The organism is Corallococcus sp. AB030, from assembly GCF_003668965.1.
Lineage (GTDB): Bacteria > Myxococcota > Myxococcia > Myxococcales > Myxococcaceae > Corallococcus > Corallococcus exiguus.
The window spans coordinates 1-5,876 of record NZ_RAWQ01000340.1; the positions used below are offsets into that span (position 1 = coordinate 1).

6 protein-coding genes are annotated in these 5,876 nt (G+C 65.6%); 5 read left to right on the forward strand and 1 reads right to left on the reverse strand.

Annotated features, from left to right (window positions below; genetic code table 11):
* Nucleotides 1–106: 106 nt before the first annotated feature.
* A complete protein-coding gene (locus D7Y15_RS41665; protein WP_233605296.1) occupies nucleotides 107–1,195 on the reverse strand; it encodes a hypothetical protein in 1,089 nt (362 codons plus the stop codon).
* 336 nt (nucleotides 1,196–1,531) lie between these two features.
* Here D7Y15_RS41665 and D7Y15_RS46195 point away from each other — a divergent pair, with 336 nt between their 5' ends.
* The 5 genes from D7Y15_RS46195 to D7Y15_RS41690 form a co-directional block, all read left to right on the forward strand.
* Nucleotides 1,532–2,932 carry a DUF4135 domain-containing protein gene (locus tag D7Y15_RS46195; protein WP_121756037.1) on the forward strand — a complete coding sequence of 467 codons (1,401 nt, stop codon included), beginning with the start codon at nucleotides 1,532–1,534 and terminating at the stop codon, nucleotides 2,930–2,932.
* A complete protein-coding gene (locus D7Y15_RS41675) occupies nucleotides 2,866–3,063 on the forward strand; it encodes an LCCL domain-containing protein (protein ID WP_233605295.1) in 198 nt (65 codons plus the stop codon). The genes D7Y15_RS46195 and D7Y15_RS41675 overlap by 67 nt, the downstream gene beginning before the upstream one ends.
* A 379-nt stretch (nucleotides 3,064–3,442) precedes the next feature.
* The gene (locus D7Y15_RS46475; RefSeq protein ID WP_255430444.1) at nucleotides 3,443–3,571 is read left to right on the forward strand and encodes a hypothetical protein; all 129 of its coding nucleotides are present in this window, start codon (nucleotides 3,443–3,445) and stop codon (nucleotides 3,569–3,571) included.
* A 179-nt stretch (nucleotides 3,572–3,750) separates the two neighbouring features.
* Nucleotides 3,751–4,719 (forward strand): hypothetical protein, encoded by a 969-nt coding sequence (locus D7Y15_RS41685; RefSeq protein ID WP_148713014.1) that lies wholly within the window; start codon nucleotides 3,751–3,753, stop codon nucleotides 4,717–4,719.
* 403 nt (nucleotides 4,720–5,122) lie between these two features.
* Nucleotides 5,123–5,876, forward strand: a 754-nt coding sequence (locus tag D7Y15_RS41690) for a kelch repeat-containing protein (RefSeq protein ID WP_304988698.1), incomplete at its 3' end; no start/stop codon positions are given.

Consider the following 5,876-nt stretch of genomic DNA (forward strand, 5'->3'; position numbering starts at 1 on the left):
TATTACCAAGCCATTCCCATGATGAAGGAGGAGCGATTGCGGCCTCTCGTCGAGCGCTTCGCCGAACTCCTCCACCAGCACCCTGTCTTCAAAGAAGCGCTCGGTTTCATATGAGGGGATGGCTCAGGGTGACGCCCGGCGCCGTGACGGCAGGCGCCGTCCACACGACATGGCTGGTATTGGCGGTGTTCTGCGCCGTGGCCAGTGCGCCGGTGTTGGCGGTCCAGGCAAAAGTCAGGGGGCTGGCCTGCGGGTCCAGGGCGGTGACGTCAAAGGCCACCGTCTGGTCTGGCGAGGTGGAGGTGGCGGATTGGTAGAAGTTTGTAAACGCAGGAGCAAAGCGCACGGGAGCGGTGTCGGTGACACAGAGGTTGAGCGAGCCCGTGGTCTGCCCACCCCGGCCGTCTTGAACCGTGACAGTGAGGCGGCAGTTGTTGCATGCGCCCGCCGGTCTGGAGGAGGGAACAAACGAGGCGGTGCCGGACGTCGCGTTCGTCCAGGTGCCGGGGCAGGAGGAGGTCCACTGGTAGGAAAGCGCATCGGCATCCGCATCGGACGCAAGCGCGGAGACGGAGGTGGACTGTCCCGCGTCGAGGCGGTTGAGGGACGCGGAGACCTTGGTGACGACAGGCCAGCGGTTGAAGGAGATGTCGAGGGCGGCGTCACCGGTGACGAGGTCCGGGACGACGTTGACGGTGAGGGAGACGGAGACGGCGGAGCCCTGGGAGTCCGTCATGGTGAGGGTGAGGGTCTGCACGCCGAGGGAAGCAGGAGCCGTCCATGTGGAGGTCGTGGCGGCGGGGGCGGAGAAGGTGCCGCCGGAGGAGGTCCAAACCAGGGTGAGCGTGTCTCCGGGGTTGGGATCATGAGCCGTCGCGGACAGCGTGAGTGAAGCGCCTGGCTGAAGCGCATTGCTGGAGGCGGTCAGTGAGTCGATGACGGGCGCTTCGTTGTCATAGGGAACAGGGGCCGGAATCTCCTGGAGGCTGACGAACACGGCAGTGGTCTGGTTGGCGGTGATGGAGACACCGGAAGCCTGACCTTGGAAGAGCAGGGTGCCGGAGGTGTCGAAGGCCTCCGCGAGGACGGAGCGGTCGGGCCCGGCAGGGATGTTGCCGACGAGGCCACCCCAGGAGCCACTGGACTTGACCAGTTCAACGACGCGGGAAGACATGTCCGAGGAGGAGACGGTCACCTTGACGCGAGTGACATCACTCGAGGAGAGGGCTTGCTGGACGGAGCTGGCGAGTTGAACGGAGCCGACGGGCTGCGTGCTACAGGCCATGAGGGCAAGCAGCAGCAAGCCGGCGAGGGCGGGGAGAGAGCGGTGGAAGGGCATGGTTTGTAGGGAGAGAGCCGACGAGAGGTGAAATGATGCGGAAGCTTATCACCCGTGTCCTTCCTGGGCTCAGTCATTGCGGCCTGTCGGCGATGACCCTGGCGTGGGTCGCACGATGCCCGCGAGCTGTCTGGAAGGGATTGGGGGTGTTTCACGGAGAGTGACGTAGACTGTCACGCCGAGCCCACCGCCATGTACGACGCGCAGATCACCACCGCCCTCAACGACGCCTCGAAGTTCCTGCTGAAATCAATTGTTACCGGAGGCGCCACTCCCACGCCGAACCTGGCGAGGCCCTTCATCAAGCAGGCGCTCGAGATGCTTGTGGGGGACCTGGCGGCGCACTGTGGCATGCAGGGCACGGGCAAGCTCCTGCCAGTGCTCATGGGCTCGAACTTCCTCAGGCAAGCGGCGGTGGACCTGTACGGCCCGTGTATGTGCGCGTCGATCCAATCCAGTCGCGGCGAATGGGGCATCGTCGACAACGTCCTCTCCAGACGGACGGGGAGCGCGATGTGGAGTATCGGGCGCGGACTGCTGGGCACCGTGACGACGCTCGAGGAGACGTTGACGGACCGCGTCTGGGCGTTGATCAAACGGGTGGTTGCGGGGCATGTGCAGTTCGGCTCGGACCTGCTCGCGCGCATCCAGCGCGACCGCGCCCTGCTCAACCGGGCCTATGGCATCACGGGCACCCTCAACGGGCTGACGGTCACGGGCAGCGACCCGCACCGCACCGGGCACCGCGTGGTGCTGCTGCGGTTCTCGGACGGGCGGCGCGCTGTCTACAAGCCGTCGGACCTGACGTTCCAATTGCTGCTCATGGGCGACCCGGCGTCGTTCCAGGTCTGCCACGAGCACTATCCGGCGCTCTTTCCGCACACCGAAAGCCTCTTCACGGCGCTGGACCCGGAGCTGCCGGCATTCCGCATCGTCGCGATGCCGCACCGGCTGGGCGAGTACGGCTACATGCAGATGGTCGCCAAGGCGGACGTGATTCCCTTGCACGACCAGGGGGCCTACTTCCGGAAGATGGGCCGGATCATCACGGTGGCAGGCCTCTTCGGCCTCAGGGACCTTCACGAGGAGAACGTGATGGCCACCGCGGACGGGCCCTACCTCATCGACGCGGAGATGGGGTTCTCCTACCCGAGGCCGGGCGTGGGCACGCTCGACAACTCCTCACTGAACCGGGCCCTGGTCATCAACCCGGAGGACTACAGCAACGTAGGCGGCGTCTTCTCCGCGAACCTCTACCAGGGCGCCTTGGAGATCGCCAAGGTCTCCGGGCCCTACGACCCCAATGAAATAAACGCGAGCTTCGCGTCGGTGGCCCACGGGCCCCGGGTGAGCGCGGCCACGTACCCGAACGTCCTCCTGCAAGGCATCCGGGAGATGGTGGATCGCATCCGGTCAGCGGCCTGCCGCCTCTGCCGAACGCCTGCTCCAGCTACGACTTCACGTCCTACCGCGGCCAGAACGGGACGCGCCTCCGGTGCAACTGCGGTCCGGTGGGTGGCGGCACGGTGTGGGGGACGGACCTCTACACCGATGACTCGAATTCCTGCGCGGCCGCGGTGCACGCGGGGGTGATTGCGGCTTCGGGTGGGAACGTGACCGTCACCATCCAGCCGGGGCAGGCCAGCTACACGGGCACCACGCGCAACGGCATCACCACGTTGTCCTACGGCGCCTGGTCGGGGAGCTACTCCCTCAGCCCGTAGTCGTCGCGTTCGCATCCGGAACGAGCGGCCCCTGGGGGTGTTTGCCCCCGGGGGCTGTCTACTGACGGTCAGGCCTCGGTGGTATCGGCCCGCTCGGCGTCCGGGTGCTCCTCGCTACAAACCCGAGAGGATTCCTCGGACTCTTCGGCGGCCACGGCGTGGACGCAGGGGGCACCCCACTCGTCACACGTGATGTAGTCCCCGAACCGGGTGGTGCAGATCGCGTCGCATGAAATGCCCGCCTGACAAAGCTGGGCACATGGGATGGGCCGGGCGAAACCCATGGTGGGAGCCATCGAGAGCAGGGCGACAGCAGCGAAGAGGCGTCGGATGCGCATACCGGACTCCAGGGGGAGAGGGTTCGCGTGGATGCGCCCGCATGGGCGAACTCCAGAAAATCGTGGCTATCCGCTACTCGCTGACGCTCAACGCCAGCGTGCTGACGCCTGAAGAGGTGGCCATCAGCCGCTTCGGCGGGCTGGAGGCGTGGGGCCTGCCCAGACAGTGACGGTGGACAGGGATTGCCTCCGGGGAATTCGGGTTGTGGCAACTCCTGTCACATTTCGTCTCGCTTTGCGAGAGGATGTTCTTGGGAGGTCTACGACACCTTGTTCGTGTTCCGGACTCCATGTGACAGTCTCCGCGCGGCGGCTCGCGCCGCTGAACCCAAACCATGGAGCTTTGGACATGCGTCTCCCCAGTGCAACGCCTGAGGTGAAGTCCAAGCAGAACGGGACCGAGCTTCTGCGGCGACTCATCGCCGGGGAGCCGGTGCCGGACGTCTACCCCCTGGGAAGCCTTCGGCACGGCGGCCACAACCTCTTCGTCAAGAAGGAGAAGACGGAGGAGGAGCTCGCCAAGGAGAAGCTGGCGAAGGAGAAGAGGGAGGCGGAGGCCGCGGCGCTCGAGTTGGCGAAGGCGAAGCTCAAGCAGGGCCTCATCGCGCAGGGGACACAGCAGGTCCAGGGGTTCGTCGCGGCGTTCCTGCAGAAGCTGGCGGGGCCGCGGCTGGCGGTGTTTCGCGAGGGCACAAAGGATGGCCACAAGCACGAGCGGGGGTACCAGAGCTGGGGCAGCGGCACCTCCAGCCTGGGGAGCGTCTATGAGTTCACCTCCGCCGCGAAACCGCTCGAGGACTCCTTCCGCAAGGTCTTCATTGCGATGAAGAACTCCCTGGAGGGGGCCCAGGGGCTCCCGTACCCGTTCCAGATCCGGCTGAGCAAGTATGACACCCAGCACGCGCACCTCTTCTACAACCCGGTGCTCGACGAGATGGGTCTCATCTTCCACTCCAAGGAGTATCCGAAGGACATCCCGAGCCTGAGCGACGCGGGCAAGGCAGGGGACACCTACAACGACTGCGAGGTGCGGGATTCCACCAAACAGCGGTATGCGGAGACCTTCTACGGCCGCAACCTGCTCTGGCTCCACAGCACCCAGTCCCTCTACATGCTGGACGGAGCGCCAGACAGCAGCATCTTCAAGGACCTGATCTGGGTCGGCTGGATCGCCGACATGTTCCTCGAGGACGGTATCCGTGACAGTGACCAGCTCTTCGGCCAGTTCGCCTACAAGGTTGACCAGAGCCTGTTTGGCGTGACGTGGCTCCATATCAACTTCTTTGACTACAACATGTTCGTGGGCGTCGCGGCGTAACCTGGTGCCGCCAAGCGGCGACCCGCCAACGACTGTTGCTTGCGCGTGGGGTCGTCGCTCGTCCCGAGGTGGGTCACGCAGACCTCGTCGCTCTGGGAACCCGCTGGAAGGCCCAGAGCCTGGACATACGCACACAATGGGAGCGCGGCCTGGGGTGGCGTGTAACCCAACGGGGCTCCAGTGACCTGTCCACCGGCCGGGAGCATTGCTTGGGCGGTCCCTCCGCACCCTCCTTCCTCTTCAACAGGGCCCTGTCCCTTTTGTGCGTTTCACGGGAAGTGGGGCATTGTGACTGACTGAAACAAGCCAGTGGGGGGCGCGGCGACAGCCTCCATTCAATGGGAAATTCATGCACGCAATGAGCGCCAGCAGGGTTCTGCTGTTGGGATTGGTATGTGTTGCCTTGAGCTGTAGCAGCAAGGCGCCGGAAGACAAGCCGTTGGCCCGCAGTGCTTCTCCATTGGTGGAGGAGTGGACGGCCACCGGCACCATGGCTGAGTCGCGCAAGTACCACGCGGGCGTGGTGCTGCCGACGGGCAAGGTGCTGGTGATGGGCGGCTACAACGCCAGCGGCTACTTGTCCTCCTCCACCGTTTATGACCCTGCGACAGGCACCTGGACGGCCGCCGCCCCCATGCCGGCGCCTCGGCAGGTGCTCACCGCCACGCTGTTGAGTTCAGGCAAGGTGCTCGTGGCGGGCGGCGAGAACGCGACGGGCCGCATGGCTTCCACGGCGGTCTATGACCCCGCCACCAACACGTGGGCTTCCGCAGGGAATCTTGCCTCGGGTGTGGCTCGCGATTCCCTGACGGCGACGCTGCTGCCTTCGGGCAAGGTGCTGGTCGCGGGCGGAGGCAACACCAGCGGCGCCAAGGTCAATGTGGATGTGTATGACCCGGTGGCGGGAACCTGGAGCGTGGGCCCGAATCTGGGAACGGCGCGGCGCAATCACACGGCGACGCTGCTGGCGACGGGGCAGGTGTTGGTGGTGGGAGGCGTCGTGAGCGCGAGTCTGGCGACGGCGGAGGTGTATGACCCGACGAGCAATGCCTGGGCGGCGACGGGAGCGCTGGCGACGGCGCGCTACAACCATACGGCGACGCGGTTGCCCTCGGGCAAGGTGCTGGTGGTGGGCGGGCGTGGCAGCGGTGTGGGGG

Bases quoted from the DNA above. Each gene is read 5' to 3' on its own strand.
- D7Y15_RS46195 (WP_121756037.1), top strand. From the start codon at position 1,532: ATGTACGACGCGCAGATCACCACCGCCCTCAACGACGCCTCGAAGTTC.
- D7Y15_RS46475 (WP_255430444.1), top strand. From the start codon at position 3,443: ATGGGCGAACTCCAGAAAATCGTGGCTATCCGCTACTCGCTGACGCTC.
- D7Y15_RS41685 (WP_148713014.1), top strand. From the start codon at position 3,751: ATGCGTCTCCCCAGTGCAACGCCTGAGGTGAAGTCCAAGCAGAACGGG.